This window comes from Bacteriovorax sp. HI3 (assembly GCF_059738875.1).
Map to the genome: position 1 here is coordinate 743,860 of NZ_AP026946.1, position 19,044 is coordinate 762,903.

The 19,044-nt window shown below is 41.7% G+C and carries 16 protein-coding genes; 10 read left to right on the forward strand and 6 right to left on the reverse strand.

The window, feature by feature from the left end:
* Positions 1 to 8 precede the first annotated feature (8 nt).
* Both AC6JA8_RS03525 and pip read right to left on the reverse strand, forming a co-directional pair.
* Positions 9 to 803 carry a GNAT family N-acetyltransferase gene (locus AC6JA8_RS03525; RefSeq protein ID WP_497975780.1) on the reverse strand — a complete coding sequence of 265 codons (795 nt, stop codon included), beginning with the start codon at positions 801 to 803 and terminating at the stop codon, positions 9 to 11.
* A 17-nt stretch (positions 804 to 820) separates the two neighbouring features.
* A complete protein-coding gene (gene pip, locus AC6JA8_RS03530; RefSeq protein ID WP_497975781.1) occupies positions 821 to 1,762 on the reverse strand; it encodes a prolyl aminopeptidase in 942 nt (313 codons plus the stop codon).
* A gap of 45 nt (positions 1,763 to 1,807) precedes the next feature.
* On the opposite strand from pip, the gene AC6JA8_RS03535 reads away from it, so the two are divergent.
* From AC6JA8_RS03535 to AC6JA8_RS03555, 5 genes are all read left to right on the forward strand, one after another.
* Positions 1,808 to 4,090: a DNA polymerase II gene (locus tag AC6JA8_RS03535; RefSeq protein WP_497975782.1), complete on the forward strand. Its 2,283-nt coding sequence runs from the start codon at positions 1,808 to 1,810 to the stop codon at positions 4,088 to 4,090.
* A 21-nt stretch (positions 4,091 to 4,111) separates the two neighbouring features.
* On the forward strand, positions 4,112 to 5,047 hold the full coding sequence (locus AC6JA8_RS03540; RefSeq protein WP_497975783.1) for a YihY/virulence factor BrkB family protein: 936 nt from the start codon (positions 4,112 to 4,114) through the stop codon (positions 5,045 to 5,047).
* 9 nt (positions 5,048 to 5,056) lie between these two features.
* Entirely contained in the window at positions 5,057 to 5,290 is a 234-nt protein-coding gene (locus AC6JA8_RS03545) for a YggT family protein (protein WP_491634107.1), read from the forward strand.
* Between the two features lie 88 nt (positions 5,291 to 5,378).
* Positions 5,379 to 6,335 (forward strand): hypothetical protein, encoded by a 957-nt coding sequence (locus tag AC6JA8_RS03550; protein WP_497975784.1) that lies wholly within the window; start codon positions 5,379 to 5,381, stop codon positions 6,333 to 6,335.
* 57 nt (positions 6,336 to 6,392) lie between these two features.
* The gene (locus AC6JA8_RS03555; RefSeq protein WP_497975785.1) at positions 6,393 to 7,331 is read left to right on the forward strand and encodes an FtsB family cell division protein; all 939 of its coding nucleotides are present in this window, start codon (positions 6,393 to 6,395) and stop codon (positions 7,329 to 7,331) included.
* On the opposite strand, the gene AC6JA8_RS03560 is transcribed toward AC6JA8_RS03555, so the two are convergent.
* Positions 7,285 to 7,800: a DUF192 domain-containing protein gene (locus AC6JA8_RS03560; protein WP_497975786.1), complete on the reverse strand. Its 516-nt coding sequence runs from the start codon at positions 7,798 to 7,800 to the stop codon at positions 7,285 to 7,287. The two genes, AC6JA8_RS03555 and AC6JA8_RS03560, sit on opposite strands and share 47 nt — an antisense overlap.
* Positions 7,801 to 7,857: 57 nt before the next feature.
* Between AC6JA8_RS03560 and aspS the strand changes: the two genes are divergently transcribed.
* Positions 7,858 to 9,672, forward strand: coding sequence for an aspartate--tRNA ligase (gene aspS, locus AC6JA8_RS03565; RefSeq protein WP_497975787.1), 1,815 nt, complete (start codon positions 7,858 to 7,860; stop codon positions 9,670 to 9,672).
* Here the strand turns inward: aspS and AC6JA8_RS03570 are convergent.
* Positions 9,669 to 12,089, reverse strand: coding sequence for a response regulator (locus AC6JA8_RS03570; RefSeq protein WP_497975788.1), 2,421 nt, complete (start codon positions 12,087 to 12,089; stop codon positions 9,669 to 9,671). The genes aspS and AC6JA8_RS03570 overlap by 4 nt on opposite strands.
* Before the next feature lie 355 nt (positions 12,090 to 12,444).
* On the opposite strand from AC6JA8_RS03570, the gene AC6JA8_RS03575 reads away from it, so the two are divergent.
* Together AC6JA8_RS03575 and AC6JA8_RS03580 are read left to right on the forward strand one after the other, a co-directional pair.
* Positions 12,445 to 13,197 carry a ZIP family metal transporter gene (locus AC6JA8_RS03575; protein WP_497975789.1) on the forward strand — a complete coding sequence of 251 codons (753 nt, stop codon included), beginning with the start codon at positions 12,445 to 12,447 and terminating at the stop codon, positions 13,195 to 13,197.
* A 39-nt stretch (positions 13,198 to 13,236) separates the two neighbouring features.
* Positions 13,237 to 13,710, forward strand: a complete 474-nt coding sequence (locus tag AC6JA8_RS03580) for a Dps family protein (RefSeq protein ID WP_497975790.1) — start codon at positions 13,237 to 13,239, stop codon at positions 13,708 to 13,710.
* A gap of 116 nt (positions 13,711 to 13,826) precedes the next feature.
* On the opposite strand, the gene AC6JA8_RS03585 is transcribed toward AC6JA8_RS03580, so the two are convergent.
* Together AC6JA8_RS03585 and mutS are read right to left on the reverse strand one after the other, a co-directional pair.
* Positions 13,827 to 14,378, reverse strand: coding sequence for an RDD family protein (locus AC6JA8_RS03585; RefSeq protein ID WP_497975791.1), 552 nt, complete (start codon positions 14,376 to 14,378; stop codon positions 13,827 to 13,829).
* Positions 14,379 to 14,443: 65 nt separating this feature from the next.
* Positions 14,444 to 17,122 carry a DNA mismatch repair protein MutS gene (gene mutS, locus AC6JA8_RS03590; RefSeq protein WP_497975792.1) on the reverse strand — a complete coding sequence of 893 codons (2,679 nt, stop codon included), beginning with the start codon at positions 17,120 to 17,122 and terminating at the stop codon, positions 14,444 to 14,446.
* Between the two features lie 158 nt (positions 17,123 to 17,280).
* Here mutS and AC6JA8_RS03595 point away from each other — a divergent pair, with 158 nt between their 5' ends.
* Both AC6JA8_RS03595 and lptB read left to right on the forward strand, forming a co-directional pair.
* A complete protein-coding gene (locus AC6JA8_RS03595; RefSeq protein WP_497975793.1) occupies positions 17,281 to 18,303 on the forward strand; it encodes an LptA/OstA family protein in 1,023 nt (340 codons plus the stop codon).
* Positions 18,303 to 19,031: an LPS export ABC transporter ATP-binding protein gene (lptB, locus tag AC6JA8_RS03600; RefSeq protein WP_166637347.1), complete on the forward strand. Its 729-nt coding sequence runs from the start codon at positions 18,303 to 18,305 to the stop codon at positions 19,029 to 19,031. The genes AC6JA8_RS03595 and lptB overlap by 1 nt, the downstream gene beginning before the upstream one ends.
* The last annotated feature ends 13 nt before the right edge of the window (positions 19,032 to 19,044 follow it).

Consider the following 19,044-nt stretch of genomic DNA (forward strand, 5'->3'; position numbering starts at 1 on the left):
GGCTTTCCTTAAGTTGGTTGATACCAGTATAGACTATAAGAATTTTCTTTAGGTGCAAATCCTACGGACTCATAAATTCTGGCCGCGTGATAATCCGGGTCCGCTTCCATGCAAAGAGTTTTAACTCCCCAGTTCTCCAGAGCGTATTTACCACTTTCATAAACGAGTGTCCCACAAGCACCAATCCCCCGGTGATCCTGATGAGTGACGACACTTTGATAGCGGGCCAGGTCTCCTTCAAAATAAATTCCTAAATCAGCAATCAGAAGATCGCCCTTAAAAGCACCAAAGTGGCCACCGCGGTTATCTTTGATTAACTTTTTATAAGACTCATCCTGCTTACGTTTGAATTCTTTAAAATCCTCATAAGAGTGTTTGGGGTCTCGGGTAATCGTTTGCAGCTCCAGGGCCTGATCCCAGTCAGAAGAAGAGGTGAGAAGTCTGATTTTAAGATCACGATTGTAATGTTTCGGAGGAAAAACCGATGTCGTTTGCAGCGATACTGATTTCTCCAAAGAAAAACCGTAGCTTAAATACTCAACGCTTTGGGGTTCCGCACTCTGATCCCAGGCAAACACATAATGCCTAAAAGTTTTGTAATGAGAAAACTCGCGCTGGAAAATATTCATCCAGTTGACGATGTCTCCATCAACCGGAGCTTTTTTAAAAATAAGGTAATTCCCCCAATGAAAAGTGGGGTTACTTAGAGTTTTAACAACAATATAGCTTTCTCGCTCAATGATCTCACTTTCATTTCTGGCAAAGATCATATTTGTTCGAAGTGAAAGTGAGTTGAGTTTCATTTTTTACCTTTTTTGTCTTACGCCCACTTATCTGTGTATTCGATAAGTTTTGACGTGATTCCTTTTTCAGAAAGCGAGTGGCCTGCATCACCGATAATATGTAGTTCTGCTTCAGGGAAAGCACGGTGGAGGGCCCAGGCACTGTCTGTCGGGCAGACAACATCGTAGCGTCCTTGAACAATAACTGTTTTGATCTTTCTGATTTTATCGACGTTGTTTAAAAGAAAGTTGTCTTCAGTGAAGAAGCCTTTATTTGTGAAGTAGTGGCACTCGATACGGGCAAAAGCGTCAGCGAATTCATCATCACCAAAACGAGAAGCGGCTTCAGCATCGTACATAAGTTTTGAGGTTGAACCTTCCCAGACTGACCAGGCATGAGCAGCCGCTTTTCTCACAGCTGCATCCGGAGATGTCAGGCGCTTGTAATAAGCTGTCACAAAATCGTGGCGTTCATTTTCAGGAATAGGTTTAACATACTCTTCCCAAAGATCAGGGAAGATCTTCGAGCATCCTTCCTGATAAAACCAGTCGATTTCTTTTTTGCGAAGGAGGAAAATCCCGCGCAGGAAAAGCTCTGAGCATTTTTCAGGATGAGTGATTGAATAAGAAAGAGCGAGAGTCGATCCCCATGAGCCACCAAAAACGGCCCACTTTGAAATATTTAAGTGAGTTCTTAGTTTTTCAATATCAGCAACCAGGTCCCACGTCGTGTTGTCTTTTAGTTCTGCAAACGGAGTGCTTTTTCCACAACCCCTTTGATCGAATAAAACGATTCTCCATTTTTTTGGATCGAAGTAACGACGGTAATTGGCGATCAATCCTCCGCCTGGACCTCCGTGAAGGAAGACAACCGGTTTTCCATTTGGGTTTCCTGCTTCTTCAAAGTAAAGTGTATGGAGATCAGAAACTTTTAAAAAGCCTGTGTTATAGGGTTCAATTTCCGGATACATTTCTTTCATGATATTTCCTTTTAATTCAAATTTGATGAGGGTATTCTAGCCTAGATGCAGACACAAATCGAAGCATTTATTCTTACTGGAAGTAGTTTTGATCTGGAGAATCGCCAGATTTTAAAACTTTACGGGCAGTCCAATCAAGGCTCATTTCTTGTCACGATTGATCAATTCCAGAATTATTTTTTTGTGGAAAGCAAAAATACTACCTCTTACAGAAGCCTTGATGGTTTTTGGGTAGAGAAAGTCCTGTGTCACAATCAGGCCGACCTGAAAACGAAACGACAAAAATTTGAAAGCGATGGACTGAGGACTTTTGAGGCCGATGTTAAAGCAGTTGATCGTTTTTTGATGGATAAACGCATTTATGCCCAAGTGAAAATTGAAGGAGAGGCAAAGCTCGTCAATGGACTTCTGACTTTCAACAATCCTAAAATCACACCGGGAAATTATTATCCCGACTATAAAATTTTATCTTTTGATATTGAAACAGGAAGAGATGGGAAACTTCTTTCTCTCGCTTATAGTTTTCGTTCAAAAGCGTTGAATGAAGACCGTACTGTCGTTTTAGGTGAAGGAAAAAATACGCAGGATGTGCGTTTTTCATTGAATGAAAAAGGCCTGCTGCTTTTTTTCCAGGAAGCCATCACTCGATTAGACCCTGACGTTATCACTGGATGGAATGTCATTGGATTTGACTTTCATTTTATTAATCAGAAATCAAAACAACTAAAAGTTCCACTTTATATCGGCAGAGGCACACGCTCACTTGATATGTTCCAAAACGCACGTGGCGAATGGCAAGTAAACCTGGAAGGGCGAGTGGTGATCGATGGTCCTCGCGCCATGAAGATGAACTTCTTTTCTTTTGAAAGTTTTAAGCTCAACAGTGTAGCAAAAGAACTTTTAGGAGAAGCAAAAGATATTGATGAAGATGAGTCTTACGATAAGTGGGATGAAATTGAGAGGCGTTTTCGCGAAGATAAAATGGCCCTTGCCCGCTACAATGTCAAAGATGCTGTTTTGGTTTTAGATATTTTTGAAAAAATTAAATTGATGGACCTGCTTTTAACCCGTTCTTATATTTCAGGGATGCTGATGGAAAGAATCGGGGGATCTGTGGCGGCCTTTGACCATTTTTATTTACCGGATTTGCATGATGCCGGAGTTGTGGCTCCGAACGTGGATGATATTGGATGGGCCAGACAGGCCAAAGGTGGATTTGTTCTCAATCCAAAAGTTGGGATTCATCCCAATGTGCTGGTCATGGATTTTAAAAGTCTTTACCCGACAGTGATCAGGACTTTTTTAATTGATCCTCTTTCACGATTTCAACGCCATATTGATCCGCTGAAAACTCCGGTAGGACTTACATTCTCGCGCTCTCATCATATTTTGCCGGGAAAAATCACAGAACTCTTAGAGCGCAGGACTCAGGCAAAAAAAGAAAAAAATGCCAACCTTTCACAGGCCGTTAAAATCCTGATGAACAGTTTTTATGGAGTGATGGGCTCAAGTGGCTGTCGCTTTTATCAGGAAGATTTACCTGATGGAATCACGGGAAGCGGGCAGTGGATTTTAAAAACGGTGATTGAGTTTTTAGAAGGAAAAGGATTTGCCGTGCTTTATGGAGACACGGACTCACTTTTTGTTCAATTGCCAACTTATGATCAATACAGTGACCAGGCAAAAAAATTGGTGGTCGAAGTCAATGCCTTCCTCACACAAAAACTAAAAGATGACTTCGATGTGGAGTCACATCTTGAAATCCAATATGACAAATTTTTTAAGACGCTGATTCTTACTAGCACTAGAAATATGGAAGAAGGGGCGAAAAAACGTTACGCAGGTCTGTCGGAAAAAGAGGTTGATGGGAAAAAAGTAGAAGAGATCGTTCTTACAGGAATGGAGTATGTCCGTTCTGACTGGTCGCTTTTGGCCCGCAACTTTCAATACGAACTCGTCAGACGAGTCTTTTATGGAGAAGACATCCAGGAATATATCGATGAAACCATGAAAAAGCTCGAGTCGCATGAGCTTGATGACCAGTTGGTTTTAAGTAAACGTCTTTCCAAACCTCTTTCAGAATATATAAAAAATGTTCCGCCCCATGCACGCGCGGCCAAAATTCTTTTTGAAACCAAGGGGATTTTACAAAGGCGACCTCACTATGTGATGACATTAAGAGGGGCCATTCCTGTGGAGCTTCCTCACGAAGATATCGATTACGATTACTATATTGACCGCCAGCTTGCTCCGATTGCCGATAGTATTCTGGGACTTTTTGGAAAAAGTTTTGAAGAAATGCGCGGCCCTCAGCTTTCCCTTTTTTAATCTTTCAGTTAGCATAGAGTTATGAAGCCGATTCACGATTTTATGAGAAATGCCAAAGATGGTGCAAAGAATTTGTACAAAGGCGCTCTTTTGTTTCATGAGAAGAAGGGGACGACACTGGCTTCATCGTCGACTTTCTATGCACTGATTACAGTGATTCCTTTTTTACTTTTGACTGTGAGAGGTCTTGGGTACTTTTTAGGAAACATCAACCGCGTGCAGAAATACCTCTTCGTTCTCGGTGGACGTTTCTTCCCGGAAGTGGCACCACAGTTTCTTCTGACTCTGCAAAATATGATTAAGGGACCGCTTTTCGCCGGGACTCAGTTCACTGTTTTAAACTTTTTTGTTTTAGCGGTGTCTACGATTACTTTTTTAAACTCAATCTGGATGGGGATTTATTTCATCACGGAAGACAAAAGTATTCTTTCGATCTGGAGGATTTTAAAGGGATTCGTCATTATCGGGATCACTCTTGTCATGGTGATGCTCATTTTCATGCTGCCACCTGTAATTATTTACGTGGTGAAGTTTATCCAGACCAATATCATCACTCAGTTTTTCTATGAGAATTTTGATTTCCTTCGCCCGGTTCTGACGTTTATCAAGAAGATCAATTTAAGAAGATCGTACTGGCTGAACTCAAGCTTCCTGCATATTACGATCATGATTGCTTACTTCACGGTGCTTTACCGCTGGCTGTTCTCGTGGAAAATTCAGTTAAAAGAAGCTTTCATTGCCGCTTTGGCCTTTTCAACTTCGGTGTTTATCGGGAAATCTCTTTTTTGGATTTACATTTACTACGTTCGCGGAAGTTTGATGAGAAATTATGGTGACCTTTATACTTCGGTGATCGGGGTTATCTGGTTATTCTATTTAATGTGCTTTTTCTTTTACGGGGCCTGTGTTTGTCATGTGTACCGCCAGAGAAGAGAGCTGGCCGCTCGCAGGTATTAAAGAGGAACTATGATAAGATTCATCATCAGACTTTATACAATTCTTCTTATGCTCGATGCAATCCTGAGCTTTTTCCCTGAGACAAACAGGTATCAGTGGAGACAAAAACTTAAGAAAATTTGTGATTACACATGTGACCCGGTTAGAAGATATATGCCCCAAGGGCTGCCGTTTGATCTCTCTCCCATCGTGGTTGTGTTTCTTCTCTACATCTTCGTCGAAATTTTTTCATTTCTATGGTGAGAAATCTGCAGATAAAATCTTGTCATTAGATTCATTTTAATTTTACAATTATTACTGAGATTAAAAACCTTCCTTTCATAGGATTTGAATGGACCAAAATGATTTAAGTCTGGATTTACTTTTACAAGAAACGTTGGCGCTCTCTGAGTACCTGCGCTCAAATACACCTCAAAAAAATACAGACCCTGTGCAAACTTCTTTTTTACCTGAAGAAGATGACACTGATTATTTATTAGACCTGGCAGACAGCATGATCAGCGATGAGGCGGAAGTCACGACTTCGGCTCCGGTATCGTCTGAGATTCCTGAGCCGGTTACTCAAGTGGAAATTATTGCTCCTGTGGTTTCAATTTATCCGGAAACTCCGGGGATCGTTTATAAGATCGACAACGGGCCAAGCACGTTTTGTGTGCGCGGCTATTCAGTTGCCAATATCAAAGAAGCTTTCCAGGAACTGGCCAATAGCGAATCAAGCAAGCGACCAATTCTTAAACTTTCGCGTGAAGACGATTTTTCACAGGTCATGTTTTTTGAGACCAGAAGTTTTGAGCTGGCCGAAGCGGTGAGAGAGCAAATCATCAACCGTCGCTTTCCACACCAGGAAGATGCCGTTTGCAACATCAGCGACCCTGGGTTTAGCTGGTGGATGGATGTGAGTGACGCTAATGAAAACGGGCACAAGCAAGGGCGTTTTGAGATTTTCTTCCGCTCTCATGGAATCAATCGTGCTGAAAAATATATTCAGCTTGGTCCTATCGGAGACGGAAGTGTGGCGGCCTTAAGAATGAACCAGGCGCGCACGTTACTTCGCAGTTCATTTCCGATCAGCGAATTTTCTTGTGACGATAAAAGTTTTACTGTGGCTTCACAAAAGCCTGACCATTTAAGTTTCATTTCTTTCAAGAACATTTTCCTGGAAGGTATCAACAATACTGAACTGGAAAATTTCCCCGACAATTCTATGGGGCGCACCCTGTTTTACTATTTCCACGAACTGGCCATCGTGCGCAAGTTTTGGATTGAAGTCAAAACCAAGCTCGGTTAAAATGGATTAAAACAACAGGATGTTTTGTTTTAGTTCCTTAACTACAGGATGTTTGCCTTGGAATTTTCATTTGATCGTTCAAGAGATGCCCATTTACGTACTCCCTCTCAAGCTGCGCCACAACCGCAGACGCCGCCTCAGCCACAAGCAGTTGCCGAGTCAGCAACACAAAATGCGGGCGTGAGACCGGGGCCGGATTTAAATACGGTTGATCCATCGACGATTGCGAATGAACGCTTAAGAAAAGCGATTGAAAGAAACCGTGCTAAGCAGGCTTCACGTCAGGAACCACAAATGGCCGGAGCTCAAGCAGCGCCGCAAGCTCAATACCAAGCTCCTCCTGTACAACCACAATCACAGCCAGTTCAAGAAGAGCATCAGCAAGCTTCATTTTTTAATCAACCAGTTGAAGAACAACCAAGACCATACGCTCGTCCTCAAACAATACAAGCTGAAGCTCAAGTCGCAGAAGCGACTCCCATCTCTTCTGTATCAGAAGAGCCGAGAAGACCTCGCGTGAGAGTAAGAGAGAACGTTTCGACAACGCCTCCACCTCCACCTGCAGGGACAAGTGTAGTGAGCCGCCGTTCAGTGGCAAAACCAGAAGACACAGAGTTTGTTCCAGTTAAGCGTGGGACTCGCAAAGTTGCCTCACAAATTAGTTACACAACTTCATCTGCAACTTCTCGCAAGAAGCAAAAGAGCCTAGACCCAAAATACGTTACATGGTTAGTGAAAGGTTCATGGATTTTCTGTGCATTAATGATTTTAAGACTAATCTTCGCCAATGGTGGAGTGACGGACTTCTATTCACAAAAAAGCACAGTGAATGAAAAGCTTGCAGAGCTCGCAAACATTAAAAAAGAAAATATGCAGTTGGTTCGTGAGATCGAGCGCATGAGATCAGATTCAGGGTTTCAAAAGAGACTGGTTCGCGACAACCTGGGCTTTATTGCGAGCGACGAGTTTTTAGTACTATTTCCGAAAGAGAGATAGGACTAATCCATTTTAGTTTATCCCCAACCTTAAGTTTTTTGGAAAAGGGCGAGCTGCCTTTAGTCTCGAGGACAAATTGCGCTTCGTAAGATTTGGTGCGGTAAATAACAGGTGGTTCGGCCAGCCCTGGATGAAACGGCACATCTTTTTCAATCCCCACGACTTTTAGTTGTGAGTCTAAAAAAATAATATCCAATTTGAAGTAGGTATCGGGCATCCAAAAACGACGTGTCCCCATGGAATCATTAACAAAAAGCATCGCTTCCGTTACGGGAAAATCAGAATCTTTAATTCCGCTTAGACCCTGTTGGTGTTCTGCTCTGGTTAAGGCCAGGCGCACAGTCACTTTTTTATTCTCAGGATTGGCCATTTGGTAAGTGACATTTGACCAAGCTATCAGAGGTAAAAGCGCAGTGAGGAGTGCGAAATTTTTAATGAGCTTTGAAGCCTTTTGATATATAGTGATCATTAGCATTCCTGGGAATAGTTTCCAGTGAATTGTCTCTAAAACTGAAGGAGAATGCAAATGTCTAGCTCGAAAATCCACGGACTCTTAAGAACTCATCACTGTGGAGAGTTGCGAGATTCGGACGTGGGCTCTACAGTTGTTCTTTGCGGATGGGTTAACAAATACAGAAATCTTGGCTCACTTCACTTTATCGACCTACGTGATAAATACGGTGTGACACAACTTGGATTTGTTAATTTCAAAGGCAACATCGAAGACTTAAAAAAATGTTCACTCGAATCTGTTATCCTGGCAAAAGGTGTTGTTCAAGCGCGTCCGAAAGAAGCGCAAAACGCACAAATGGATACAGGGATGGTTGAAGTGCAAGTTGAAGAGCTCACACTTCTTTCAAAATCAGATATCGACTCAATTCCATTTTTACCATTTGGTGCAGTGGAAGCGACGGAAGACCTTCGCCTTAAATACAGATACCTTGATTTAAGAACGAAAAAACTTCAGGACATTTTAAAGCTTAGATCAAAAACGATGAACACGATTCGTGGTCTTCTTTCTGATTTAGATTTTATCGAAGTGGAAACTCCAATTCTTTACAAATCGACTCCGGAAGGAGCGCGTGACTATATTGTTCCTTCACGTGTTCACCCAGGACAAGTTTACGCTCTTCCACAATCACCACAAACGCTTAAGCAGCTTTTAATGATTGGTGGAACAGATAAGTATTTCCAAATCTGCCGTTGTTTTCGCGATGAAGACTTGCGTGCTGACCGCCAGCCGGAATTCTCTCAGGTGGATATTGAGGTTTCATTTGCCACTCAAGAGTATATGAAAAACCTGGTTGAGAAGATTTTAAAAGCGGTTTTCAAAAAAGACGACAACTTCAAACTTCAGACGATGAAGTATGTAGACGCCATGAACCTTTATGGATGTGATAAACCAGATCTTCGTTTTGGTTTAAAGCAGATGATTGTTACAGACATCTTCAAAGGATCAGACTTCGCAACGTTTGCTTCTGTTGGTGACAACGGCGGTATTATTAAGGCGATGTTTGTTCCAGAAGCGATGGGGCAGTTTACTCGTAAAGACACAGATGGATTTGTTGAAATCGTAAAACCTTACGGTGGTAAAGGTGTCGCTTTCTACAAGCTTTCAAAAGGTGAGAGATCAACAGGTATTTCTAAATTCATCACGCCAGAAATCGAAGCAAAACTTTTTGCACTTTCTGAAGAAAAAGGTGACGGAACTTGGTTGTTCTTCGCTGATAACAACCACTCGGTTGCTCACGCAAGTGCTGATGCTCTAAGAAGAAATCTTGGACACAAATTAAACCTTATTGGGAAAGAAGATGCTTTCCTATGGTTATATGACTTCCCACTTCTTGAGTGGAGTGAAGGGGAGAATGGACAGCCGGGACGTTTTACAGCTGCTCACCACCCATTCACAATGCCGTCTCGTGAGAAAATGGATATCTTTATGAACGCTGATCATACAGATCCAAATGGGCCACTAAGAACTCTAACAGCTGAAGCGTATGACGTTGTTTGTAACGGATACGAAATCGGTGGTGGGTCAGTGAGAATTTTCGACAATGCTGTTCAAGACAGAATGTTTAAAGTTTTAGGATTCACTCCAGAAGAAACAAAAGCACAGTTTGGTTTCTTCATTGAAGCTCTTAAGTACGGAGTGCCTCCGCACGCAGGTCTTGCTTTTGGTTTAGATAGATTGATTATGATTTTAACTGGAACGGACTCAATCAGAGACGTTATCGCTTTCCCTAAGACAGCATCAGCGAGTGATTTAATGTCACAAGCTCCGTCTCGTCCAAGCGAAGCGCAGTTAAAAGAACTTCATTTCAATTGGACAACTAAAGCTTAAAGCAGAAACGCTTTTACTGAATCGACAATACTTCGAGAGTTGTACGGCTTCTTCAAATAGCCGTCAGCTCTCAAGTCCTTAACCTTCCCTGAAATATCATCTGAACCTGAAGCAATAACCACCTTAAATTGATCGCGGTCTAATCTATTGTTCAGCAGAGGAATCAGCTCCGAGCCCGACATTTTAGGCAGGAAGAGATCGACCAGGATAAGATCCGGGATAGAGTTCTCTTTTAAATGCTCGAGCAATTCTTCAGCGGTCTCCATGAAATGGACATCAAGTCTTTGGTTGCGAAGAATCGCTTCAAGTAAATCTCTTAAATCCGGATCGTCCTCAACAATGGCAACTTTCCTTTCCTGGATCTCGTCGCTTACTTCATCGTTGATGAGTTTGAGGATGGTCTGGATGAGTTCATTGGCGTTGATTGGTTTCGGTAAAAATCCCGAGAACCCAAAGTTCAATGCTCTCATGCGCTCTTCTTTCATTGCGTGTGCAGTGAGCGCAATGATCGGCAGAGTCTTTCCGGATTGTTTGATTCTCTTGGTGACTTCATAGCCGTTCATGAGCGGCATTTGGATGTCCATCAGGATGAGATCAAAGTTATTCTCCAATGCAGTTTTAATTCCCTGGTAAGGGTCACTGATGGTGGTCACATTCGCGCCAACATCACTTAAAATCACATTGATTAATGTTAAGTTATCTTCCAGGTCATCGATGACCAGGATATGTTTTCCTTTAAGTGCATTTCTATCAGCAAACTTTTCAGAAGGTTTATAGAAGTGAGAGCGAGGCTCGCTGAAAAATTTTGTATCATCAACGATATCAACTTTCATTGTGGCCACGAAGGTACTTCCTACACCCAGCTGGCTTCGCTGCAGATAGAATTCACCGTTCATTGATTCACATAAACGCTTAGTCAGGATTAGGCCTAAACCTGTTCCGCCATATTTTCTCGTGGTCGAAACATCGGCCTGAGTGAATGGCTGGAAGAGTTGAGTGGCCTGCTGTTCGGAAATCCCTACGCCGGAATCGATAATAGAAAATTTCAAGCGAGAGTTGCAGAAACCAACCTGCAGCTCCACCGTTCCTTTCATCGTAAATTTGATGGCGTTACCAACAGCGTTCATAAGAATCTGTTTGATACGAGTAGGGTCAGAGTTGATAATTTCCGGAAGTTCGTTCATCGCTTTAATTTCAAAACGAATTCCGTTTTCCTGGGCCCTGAATTCCATTAAAGAGGCAACATCGGCCAGAAGTTCTGGAAGATTCATATCAATCTTTTCGATCACCAGTTTTCCGGCCTCGACTTTTGAGAGATCAAGGATGTCGTCAATAATACGCAGAAGCTGCTCTGAGTTTTTCTCGGCGATAGAAATGTATTTGTTTAAGTCTTGTTGTGATAGATCTGGGTTCCTCATCAGGTTCACAAACCCCATGATAGACCCTAGTGGTGTCCTGATCTCGTGGCTCATGTTGGCCAGGAATGCACTCTTGGCGTGGTTGGCACTTTCTGCCAGTTGCTTTGAAGACTTAACTTCATCAAGAACTATTTCTAGTTTTTGTGAAAGTTCTTTTTGCTCGTGAATATCAGTGTTAGTTCCAATCCATTTTTTTATAATGCCATTTTCATCACGCATTGGCAGCGCACGCGCCAGGTACCATCTAAATTTCCCGTCGTTTCCGCGCAAACGAAATTCAATTTGGTAGGGAGTTCCACTCGTAATAGAGTCTCTCCAGGCAAGCTTGGCCTGTTTGATATCATCGGGGTGATGGAAGAGGTACCACCCATTTCCTAGACCTTCCTGAGCAGAAGCTCCTGTGTAGTCTTCCCATCTCTCATTGAAATAAATGATATCTCCTTGAGGGTTGGCCGTGAAAATAATTTGCGGCATAACTTCAGCAAGGGCCCTGAATTCAGTTTCACTTTCCTGAATGTGTTTTCTGGCATGAACTTTTTCAGTGACGTCTGTAGCGAAGATAAAAATCCCGTAAGGATTTCCACTCCCATCCATCATTCTTTTATAAGTGATGTCGGCGTACTGTGAATGCTCTTTTCCTTTGTGAGCAAAAGCTGAGAAGATTGTCTTTGCCTCTTTGACTGAATAACTTTCCCCAGTTTGATAAACATCCTGCATCTTAGTAAAGAATTCTGGACGCGTTTGAATTTCTGGCAGGGCCTCAAGAATCGGCAACCCTATTACCGGGCGGTAGTCGATCATCTTGGAGTATTCTTCGTTCACTTTTTCAAAAATAAAATTCGGCCCTTTTAAAATGGCCATCGCAGCAGGTGTGCTGTTGAAGAGAGTCTCGAATTTTTGTCTTTCTGACTCTACGGTTTGATGGGCAATAGAAAGTTCATTCGCAAGCGTCGCAAGCGCTTCTGTGCGTTCTGAATTTTCCTGCTCTGTGTGCATCATGTCCTATGAATCCATCTCAATAAGTTCGGTTTAGGTGAAAAGTATATCCTTAAATTTTATTTAACGTCCTCAACTATTTGGGATTTTTGCCACTATTTTCGAGGAAAAATTGGTTTGATAACTCACTGAATGCACAGAGTTTTAATTAGTTAGGAGGGTATTTAGATTGCATTAAGATCAGAAGGTGTATTGCGTCTAAAAATTGAGCGCAAAATATCGATTTTAGGAGCGAAATGATCATAGTTTGTATTTATCACTTTATCATTCCAATTGATTTTATCGAAACCTTGAAAGGTGCGATAGTGATTATGGGGAAAGATAAAAGAGCTTTCAGGGATTGATGGTTGGAGGAAAAATGAGCGGTTTATTATTGGGGTTAATTGGTGGTGGTGTGTCTGGTTTAGCAACTACACTCGGTGGTGCTCCGATCTTAATCAAAGATTCTAAAATTGGAAAGGTTCTTAAAAACATTAATATGGACTTCGTTACCGGGTTAATGCTTTCTGCGGCGGCCTTTTCTTTGATCTGGCCTGCCTATGAAAGAGTTTACTTCAGTCCAGAGAGATCATTTCAACTCTTAATGGTGAGCTTTGCTTTAGTTGGAGGAGTGATCTTTATCAAGTCCGTAGGAAAATTTTTAGAGTATCTTTTAAGACATAATGAAAATGCTCGTGAAAATAAAAAGGCCATGTTGTTCGTTATCGCTATGATGGTGCACAACTTTCCGGAAGGGCTGGCCTCAGGGGCATCAATGACTTTACCTGGCTCTCAAGGTGTCTCTCTTCTTAGTGCGATTGCTATGCAGAACGTACCAGAAGGATTCACGACAGCGCTTAGTTTTATTACCCTCGGGGTAAACCCACTCATGGCCTTTTTTGGCAATATGTTGACTGGTGTTGTTGAATTAGTTGGCGGGATCATCGGTGGATATATGAGTTCACAAATTGATGGCGTGCTTCCGATTCTCATGGCCTTCGCAGGTGGAGCAATGATGAGCGTTGTTCTTGGAGAGCTCGCAGAAAAATTAAAAGAAGGGAGCTACCGCTTCCTGATGAAACCAAGTTTTTTAAGCGGAATGGCTTTAGTAATTATCTTTAATAACCTATAATACCAACCAACTGATAACAACGATGGGAGAACACTTGTTATGAAAACTAAAATTGATATTGGAATTGATGAAAAAAACCGTGAAGAAATTGCAAAAGGTTTATCAAGACTTCTAGCAGATACTTACACACTTTACTTAAAGACTCATAACTTTCATTGGAACGTAACAGGACCAATGTTTCAAACTCTTCACACTATGTTTGAAGGTCAGTACAACGAACTTGCTCTTGCTGTCGATGAAGTGGCAGAGAGAATCAGAGCTCTTGGTGTTAAAGCTCCAGGGACATACTCTGAGTTTTCAAGACTGTCTTCAATTAAAGAACCACAAGGTGATTTGAATGCTCAGCAAATGATTGCTGAACTTGTTGCTGGACAAGAAGCGGTAGTAAGAACTGCCCGCAGTATCTTCCCAGTAGTTGAAGAATCAAATGACCAACCAACAGCTGATCTTCTAACAAGAAGAATGAATGACCATGAAAAAGCTGCTTGGATGTTAAGATCAATGCTTGAATAATGACAAAAATAAAAAGCCTCCCTTGTGGGAGGCTTTTTTGTTTTTGGGCCGGATGATTTTATGTTTTTACTAAGATCATCGAGACTAGAGATAAACTTCTGTTTATCTCTCCAATATTAAGCGGCTTCTTTTTCATCATAGTAAGATTTGTCGATTGTCGCTTCTGCGACTCCTGCTTCCACTAATGCTAGTTCAAATTCAGTTCCAGCATCTTCATCTGGTGTGTCTAAAGTGACATGTGTTCCGGAGAAAACGTCGGCCAGGCTCTTTTGATCTTTTCTAATATAAGAAAGGGCAAAAAGAAATGAGCCAAACATCGCGCAGGTAAAATAGGCGAGAGCACGGAACATTGACTGCCCAAGAGTCATTTCGCTCTTGTCTGCATTCACTACTTTTAGACCCATTAAAGTCTTGCCCATAGTGCGGCCATTGGTGACAAAATAAAATAGTGAGAAATAAGCGAAAGTTAAAGACATCAAAGAAATTGATGACATCACACCCATTTTATTAATCAGGAATAGTTGCATTTTCATCGGAAAGTGAAAGAACACTGTCTGCACGAAGTGGGTGAAAGCGGCCATTAAAAAATAGTTGGAAACAACGATGATTGAAAGATCGGCAGTGAAAGCGTAAACGCGTTTTTTTAATACTGACATATCTTGAATCATGCTTTCCTCCTCTGATAGCACCTTACTTTCTTATCGAAATAAGGCGCTAAAAGATGAGAAAAAGATTACTGAATTTCTAGATTTTTCTTCATTTCATTGAGCTTTAGAAGGGCATCAATTGGAGTCATTCTCATAACATCCAGCTTTTGCAGGTCGGCTTCCAGCTGTTTTAGGTGCTCAGGGATCTCTACTTCAGCAATAATGCCGTCGAAGAAGCATAGCTGAGCGTTCTTGTTTGGTTTTAAAGTCGCGGCACTCATCGCTTCTGCAGGAGGAGCAATTGGGTTAGAGTGATTCTTCTCCAGTTGGTGAAGGATCTCTTCTGAACGGGCAAGAACTGAGGCCGGAAGACCGGCTAGTTTTGCAACGTAAATCCCGAAACTCTGTGAAGCTGGTTGTTCAATTAAACGGTAAAGGAACTGAACATTTCCATTGTGATTGATTGTTTCAACCGTCAGGTTTTTAGCTGTTTTATAACCTTGAACTACATCAATTAGTTCGTGGTAGTGAGTGGCAAACAGAGTGAGTGCTTTTGTTTTTTCGATGAAGTGCTCTACTAATCCCCAGGCAATTGAAAGACCATCGTAAGTCGATGTTCCTCTTCCAACTTCATCCAGGATGATAAGTGATTTAGAACTCGCGTGGCGAAGAATTTCTGCTGTTTCTGCCATTTCAACCATGAATGTCGACTGGCCTTTTAGGATGTCGTCACTTGCACCAAGGCGGCTGAAAAGGAAATCGCAAAGCCCAAGCTCTGCTGATTTTGCAGGAACAAAAGAGCCGATCTGTGCCAGAAGCTGGATGATCGCGACTTCTCTCATGACTGTTGTCTTACCGGCCATGTTGGGACCGGTAATTAAACCAAAGTAGGCGTCCTGATTTAAATTTAAATCGTGGCAAACGAACTGGTCTTTGATCAAAGATTTAATCAGCGGGTGGAACCCTTGCTTGATACTCAGAACTTGTTTTTTCTCGTTGATGTTTGGACGAGTGAACCCTTCAGAAAGAGCAATGGCCGCCAGACCCTGGAAAGAGTCGATGAAAGCGATGTGCTCACTCATTAAAAGCACAGAGTGGTTCATGTCCGCAACACTCTGGATAAGACCTTTAAAGATTTCTCTTTCTAGTTTTTCCAGTTTTGTTTGAGCGGTAATCGTGTCTTTTTCTAATTGAATCAGATCAGGAGTCGTGTAGCGTTCAGCATTCACGAGAGTCTGTCTTCTTTCAAAAGACTTTGGAACTTTAACCGTGCTTCCTTTTGAAACTTCGATAAAGAAGCCGGAAACATTGTTTGATTTAATTCTTAATTTTAAAATGCCCGTCTCATCTTTTAGACGGTTTTCCATTTTTAATAACTCTTCGGCCACGTTTAGGTGAAGTTTTGCTAAACGGTCGCGGTCTTTATTTACACCTTCTTTAATCAGGTTTCCTTTTTCAAGGCTTGCTCCGATTTCATCGTTTAGTGTGTTGGTGATGTCTTCTGCAATCGCACTTAGTTTTTTGATTTCAGCTGGAGCTAAAACCGCTTTGATAGGAAGGGCCTTCACTTCTTTTAAGATTTGCGTGTACGAGTTAATCGCCGTCGCCAGGTTTAAAAGATCTGAAGCAGAACCTTTGTTCATTGAGATTTTTGCCAGGATGCGCTCGATATCGCGGATCTTTGAGAGCTCAACTTTAAGGTCTTTAATAAGTGAGTCGTTATCAGTTAGTGCTGTAACGATATCTAAACGCTCAGTGATCGCGTTCATATCAAAGAGTGGATTTGAAAACAGTGAGCGAAGGTATCTGGCACCCATTGCTGTTTCTGTTTTATCAAAAAATCCTAAAAGTGATTCGCGGTATGTTTCGCGCGACTTAGGAAGGATTTCCAGACCTACGAGAGTAGGCAGAGTCACTTTCATCACGTTCGCTTGTGAAGTCATCTTAAACGGACGGATGTGAATAAAGTTCTCTAAAAGTTGAGTCGAGCAAACGTAGTAAGCAAGAGCACCAATTGGATTTAAAACATCTTCATCAAGCTTGATGATTTTATCGCGCTTAAATCCAGGAATGATTTTTTCAATGTAGATATCAGTGAACTTTGGATTGAAGTATTCTTCTGATAGGTGAGTCTTTAAAACATCGTAGTGATTTAGAATCGCTTCAATGTCTTTAGCTTCCTGACCTTCGTTCCACTGGCCCATGAAAGTGATAAATTCGCGAGGAGCAAGCATGCGCAGGTTCTCAACGAACTCTTCAAAGTTATCGTGTTTATATCCACTGAAATCTCCAGTGGTGAAGTCGAGAGCGACTAAATAGTACTTCGTATTTTTTTTGAACGCGCTCACCATAAAGCGGTGATCGTGTCCTTGAGTTTTTTCCAGGTCAAAAGGCATTCCCGGGGAAACAACTTGAGTGACTCCGCGTTTAACAATTCCGACAGCGTCTTTCGGGTCTTGGATCTGTTCGCAGATGGCCACTTTTAAACCGCGGTTAGTGATGCGGTCAATATAAACAGGAGCTGCATGGTGCGGGATTCCCGCCATTGGAATTGGTGTGTCGCCAATTTTTCCACGGTGAGTGAGAGTGATGTTTAAAAGGCGCGCTGTTGTTTTAGCATCTTCAAAAAAAACTTCGTAGAAATCGCCCATTCTGAAAAGAAGAAGCGTATCTGGATAATTTTTTTTGATTTGAAAATACTGATCCATCATCGGAGTCAGTTTTGTTCCGGAATCAACAATCGCTTGTAAGTCTTTCAATGACACAAAACAACCTTGTTTAAAGCTTGATTAATATGCTCAAGTGTACCTGAAATTAAGCACATTTAGCAAGGAATGTAAGAGCTGATTTGAAAAAATAAATGCTTAATTTTATAAGGATTTAGGCCAGGAAATGCGATAAGATATGTGATGGGGGAATACGCTTGAAACTAGGCCAATATACAATCATCGCATTTTTCGTTTTGATTACCGCAGGGCTTTCGGTTTATTCTTGGGTTGGTCACTTTGATGAGAGTGAAAATAACTCTGCCGAAAAAAGTTCTGAACCTGTAAAAAATAAAGAAAGCGATGAGAGTTATTTTAAAGTTGTAGATTACTATTTGCTCGATGGTGGAAAACCATTTTTACAATTAGAGGCAAGTGAATTGACAATTTCAGCGCAAAATACCGTCGTCATTGGATTCAACCCCAATGGTGTTATTTATCGCAGAAACCAAAAAGGTCTCGAAGAAGAACCTATTTTTTTTAATGCTAAAAATTCACGCGGACTGATGACTAATAAAGAACTTTATTTAGAAGACACAGTTGATGTAAAAGTCGGCACCTCAAATTTAAAATCAGATAAGATGAACATTTACAACGGTGGCAAGCACATGGAAGCCACTGGCAATGTAAAGACTAGTAGCTTTGATGCCAAAACCAATGACCGACTCTCGATCACTTCTGACTTTGCCGTCTACCGTCCGGAACAAGAGTTTTTTGAATACCAAAAGAACGTCAGAGGCCAGGTTCAGCGCGCGCGCCAATATGAAGAGAATGTGACCTTTAAAACAGATTTATTGACCCTCTCTGCCCCGGAAAGCCTGGTGGAAATGAAGGGAAATGTAGCCTTTAAAAAAGGCAACTTAGACGCCTCATCTAATAAAGGCACGGTATTCCTGGAAAACTATAATAAAAAACTCAAGTATTACTCACTTTCTGACGATGTGAGATTACAGGAGACCCTAACTATGGACGGAAAACCGTTGGTTAGGAAGGCCTTTGCCGAGAAACTTGAAGGATTTATTAGTGAGAAACGCGTAGTGCTCACAGGACTTCCAAAAGTGTTTCAAGGCAGGGATGTCATCAAAGGAAACCGTATCATCATTCGCGAGAATATTGAGACAGTTGAGGTTGACGACGCCAATACAAACATCACATTGGAACGTGAGAAGGAAAAACTTTAATGGATGAAGTGAAATTAGAAGCCTTTGATTTAAAGAAAACTTATGGCGGAAGAACAGTAGTTAAAGGCGTAAGTTTAGAAGTGGCCCAGGGAGAGATTGTAGGATTACTGGGACCCAACGGTGCGGGTAAAACCACAACGTTTTATATGATGGTAGGTCTGGTGAGAGCAGACGAAGGCAAGATCCAAATGAGCGAAAAAGATGTGACGAAAGAACCGATTCACATCAGAGCACTCAACGGGATCGGCTATCTTCCTCAGGAAGCTTCGGTGTTTAGAGACTTATCAATTGAAGAGAATATTTTAGCAGTACTGGAAAACAGATCTATGAACAGACGTGAAAGAATGACTGCCATGGAAAATCTGATTCAGGACTTTAAATTAAATCACGTGAGAACTTCGAAAGGATCGGCCCTTTCTGGAGGAGAAAGAAGACGTGTAGAGATTGCCAGAACACTGGCGCTTGAGCCGAAGTTTGTTCTTCTTGATGAACCGTTTGCAGGGGTTGACCCATTGGCCGTAGCTGATATTCAACAACTGATTCACGGGCTAAAGAAGAGGAATATTGGAGTATTGATCACTGATCACAACGTTCGCGAAACATTAGGAATTGTGGATCGCGCTTACATTATGAACAGTGGAGAATTATTAGTGAGCGGGACACCGAACGAATTAATTAACGATGAAAGAGCAAGGAAGTTCTATTTAGGAGAAGAATTCAGGATGTAATTCAAATGGGCTT

Coding starts and splice junctions, on each gene's coding strand:
- AC6JA8_RS03525 (WP_497975780.1), bottom strand. CDS start 803: ATGAAACTCAACTCACTTTCACTTCGAACAAATATGATCTTTGCCAGA.
- pip (WP_497975781.1), bottom strand. CDS start 1,762: ATGAAAGAAATGTATCCGGAAATTGAACCCTATAACACAGGCTTTTTA.
- AC6JA8_RS03535 (WP_497975782.1), top strand. CDS start 1,808: ATGCAGACACAAATCGAAGCATTTATTCTTACTGGAAGTAGTTTTGAT.
- AC6JA8_RS03540 (WP_497975783.1), top strand. CDS start 4,112: ATGAAGCCGATTCACGATTTTATGAGAAATGCCAAAGATGGTGCAAAG.
- AC6JA8_RS03545 (WP_491634107.1), top strand. CDS start 5,057: ATGATAAGATTCATCATCAGACTTTATACAATTCTTCTTATGCTCGAT.
- AC6JA8_RS03550 (WP_497975784.1), top strand. CDS start 5,379: ATGGACCAAAATGATTTAAGTCTGGATTTACTTTTACAAGAAACGTTG.
- AC6JA8_RS03560 (WP_497975786.1), bottom strand. CDS start 7,800: ATGATCACTATATATCAAAAGGCTTCAAAGCTCATTAAAAATTTCGCA.
- aspS (WP_497975787.1), top strand. CDS start 7,858: ATGTCTAGCTCGAAAATCCACGGACTCTTAAGAACTCATCACTGTGGA.
- AC6JA8_RS03570 (WP_497975788.1), bottom strand. CDS start 12,089: ATGATGCACACAGAGCAGGAAAATTCAGAACGCACAGAAGCGCTTGCG.
- AC6JA8_RS03575 (WP_497975789.1), top strand. CDS start 12,445: ATGAGCGGTTTATTATTGGGGTTAATTGGTGGTGGTGTGTCTGGTTTA.
- AC6JA8_RS03580 (WP_497975790.1), top strand. CDS start 13,237: ATGAAAACTAAAATTGATATTGGAATTGATGAAAAAAACCGTGAAGAA.
- AC6JA8_RS03585 (WP_497975791.1), bottom strand. CDS start 14,378: ATGATTCAAGATATGTCAGTATTAAAAAAACGCGTTTACGCTTTCACT.
- lptB (WP_166637347.1), top strand. CDS start 18,303: ATGGATGAAGTGAAATTAGAAGCCTTTGATTTAAAGAAAACTTATGGC.